Source organism: Streptococcus mitis, from assembly GCF_001579035.1.
GTDB classification, from domain to species: domain Bacteria; phylum Bacillota; class Bacilli; order Lactobacillales; family Streptococcaceae; genus Streptococcus; species Streptococcus mitis_J.
This window is the reverse complement of record NZ_KQ970288.1, coordinates 56300-59798: the sequence shown is the minus strand read 5'-3', so window position 1 is coordinate 59798 and position 3499 is coordinate 56300. Positions and strand designations below refer to the sequence as shown.

Annotated in this window: 1 protein-coding gene; it reads left to right on the top strand. The window is 41.1% G+C overall.

Features of this window, described 5'->3' with window-relative positions; translation table 11 throughout:
* The first annotated feature begins 333 nt into the window (after positions 1 to 333).
* A complete protein-coding gene (locus SMIDD26_RS06435) occupies positions 334 to 3030 on the top strand; it encodes a cation-translocating P-type ATPase (protein ID WP_061439601.1) in 2697 nt (898 codons plus the stop codon).
* Positions 3031 to 3499: the final 469 nt, after the last annotated feature.

Sequence of the window (3499 nt, the reverse complement as noted above, 5' to 3'; positions counted from 1 at the left end):
TTGGTGAGTATATTGGAAAGATTTACCTAGAAACGAAACGTCGTCCTAGATATATTATCAGTGAACGTACTTTTGATAAGGATAGAATTTTATAGAATCTTTACTCTTTGAAAACTTTTCAAAATTTGGTATAATAGTACTACTCAAGGGAGTAGCTGGCAGAAACCTGTGATAGTGTCGTCATTCCGAATTTTATACTGAAAAGTATGCTTTCCGGCACTATCTTAAACAGCGAGACTTGTTATGATTAACAGGTCTCTTTTTGTTTGTCGTGAAAAGATGCGATGAGGGAAAAGAGAGTCTGTTTTGCACACAATGTCAAGGAGGAGACACATGTCAAAAGAACAAAAACGCCAAGCGTTTTACACTCAGAGTCCTGAAGAGGTCTTGCAGGCTGTGGATGCGACCGAGCAAGGTTTGTCATCAAGTGAGGCGGAAAAGCGCCTTGCCGAATTTGGCCACAATGAACTCGAAGAAGGCGAGAAACGATCAATCCTGGTCAAGTTTATCGAGCAGTTTAAGGATTTGATGATTATCATCCTAGTTGCAGCGGCTATCTTGTCAGTCGTGACTTCTGGTGGGGAAGATATTGCAGATGCTATTATCATCCTAGCCGTGGTTATTATTAACGCTGCCTTTGGTGTTTACCAAGAAGGAAAAGCAGAAGAAGCCATCGAAGCTCTCAAATCTATGTCCAGTCCAGCTGCACGTGTCCTTCGTGATGGCCACATGGCAGAGATTGACTCTAAAGAATTGGTACCAGGAGATATCGTTGCCCTTGAAGCTGGTGATGTTGTACCAGCGGATCTTCATTTATTAGAAGCCAATTCTCTTAAAATCGAAGAAGCTGCTTTGACAGGCGAGTCTGTACCAGTTGAAAAAGACTTGACAGTTGAGCTTGCTGCAGATGCAGGTATTGGTGACCGTGTCAATATGGCCTTCCAAAACTCAAATGTGACCTATGGTCGTGGTCTTGGTGTTGTTGTCAATACAGGTATGTACACGGAAGTTGGTCACATCGCTGGTATGCTCCAAGATGCGGATGAGACAGATACACCACTTAAACAAAACTTGAACAACCTTTCTAAGGTCTTGACCTATGCTATCTTGGTCATTGCCCTTGTTACTTTTGTAGTGGGTGTCTTCATTCAAGGGAAAAATCCACTTGGTGAGTTGTTGACTTCTGTTGCCCTTGCTGTTGCAGCCATTCCAGAAGGACTTCCTGCTATCGTTACCATCGTTCTTTCTCTTGGTACTCAAGTTTTGGCCAAACGAAACTCTATCGTTCGTAAGTTACCAGCAGTTGAAACTCTTGGTTCAACAGAAATCATCGCTTCTGATAAGACTGGTACGCTGACTATGAACAAGATGACCGTCGAAAAAGTCTTCTACGATGCAGTCCTACATGACTCAGCTGATGACATTGAACTGGGTCTTGAAATGCCGCTTCTTCGTTCAGTTGTCTTGGCAAATGATACGAAAATTGATGTGGAAGGCAACCTGATTGGTGACCCAACCGAAACAGCCTTCATCCAATATGCCTTGGACAAGGGCTACGATGTTAAAGGATTTTTAGAGAAATATCCTCGTGTAGCTGAATTGCCATTTGATTCTGAACGTAAGCTCATGTCAACGGTTCACCCATTGCCAGATGGTCGTTTCCTTGTAGCAGTCAAGGGTGCGCCAGACCAACTTTTGAAACGTTGTGTTCTTCGTGACAAAGCTGGGGATATTGCTCCGATTGATGAGAAGGTTACAAATCTCATTCACACAAACAATTCTGAAATGGCTCATCAAGCCTTGCGTGTCTTAGCAGGTGCCTATAAGATTATTGATAGCATTCCAGAAAATCTCACTTCTGAAGAGCTTGAAAATGATTTAATCTTTACTGGTTTGATTGGGATGATTGACCCTGAACGTCCTGAAGCCGCTGAGGCTGTTCGTGTGGCTAAGGAAGCGGGAATCCGTCCAATTATGATTACAGGTGACCACCAAGACACAGCAGAAGCTATTGCCAAACGTTTGGGAATCATTGATGCCAACGATACAGAAGGCCACGTTTTAACTGGTACTGAACTCAATGAACTGTCAGATGAAGATTTTGAAAAAGTAGTTGGTCAATACTCTGTTTATGCCCGTGTGTCTCCAGAACACAAGGTTCGTATCGTCAAGGCTTGGCAAAAACAAGGTAAAGTCGTTGCCATGACAGGTGACGGTGTCAATGATGCGCCAGCTCTGAAAACAGCAGACATCGGTATCGGTATGGGAATCACTGGTACAGAGGTTTCTAAGGGGGCTTCTGACATGATCCTTGCAGATGATAACTTTGCGACTATTATCGTTGCAGTTGAAGAAGGACGTAAGGTCTTCTCAAACATTCAAAAGACTATTCAGTACCTACTTTCTGCCAATACTGCTGAAGTATTAACCATCTTCCTATCAACCCTCTTTGGTTGGGATGTCTTGCAGCCAGTTCATCTTTTGTGGATCAACTTGGTAACGGATACCTTCCCAGCAATTGCACTAGGTGTTGAACCTGCTGAGCCAGGCGTCATGAACCATAAACCACGTGGACGCAAAGCAAGCTTCTTCTCAGGTGGTGTTTTGAGTTCCATCATCTATCAAGGTGTACTCCAAGCAGCTATTGTTATGAGTGTTTATGGCCTTGCGATTGTTTACCCAGTACATGTGGGTGACAATCATGCCATTCATGCGGATGCTCTTACTATGGCCTTTGCAACCCTTGGTTTGATTCAGCTCTTCCATGCTTATAATGTCAAATCTGTCTACCAATCCATCTTGACAGTTGGCCCATTCAAGTCTAAGACCTTCAACTGGTCCATCTTGGTATCCTTCATTCTTCTCATGGCAACAATTGTCGTAGAACCGCTTGAAGGAATCTTCCACGTAACCAAACTAGACTTGTCACAATGGGGAATCGTTATGGGCGGAAGCTTCTCAATGATTATTATCGTCGAAATTGTTAAGTTTGTTCAACGTAAACTCGGTTTTGACAAGAATGCGATTTAAGGGAGGTTTCGGATGTCAGCATATCAATTATAGTAAATTGAAATAAGATATGAACAAATCAATTAGGAAAGTCAAATTAATTTCTAGAAATATTTTAGCAGTCGTGTCGTACTGTTCTATCTTCAATCTACTATACTTCATAAGGGATACAAAATGAGTATGGGTAAAAGTGGGAAAATACAGTGCATAAGTTAAATGCATATTATGTGTAGAAAAGATGTTGTATTCACAAAGAAAATACAAAGAAAACTTATTTAACAAGAGATTGTATAGTCATAGAAACCCAACGAGATGAAACAATTTGGCAACAAAATTATCAGAGTAATTAAATTAGAAAAAATAGCACAATCATATATATTGTTTTTTTACAAGAATAGTGTAAAATAGAAGGTGTGCTATGTTTTTAAAACAAGTGTGGTACCCAAAATTAAAAATCATATCCTTTCCTTAAATTCCTAAAATATTTAAG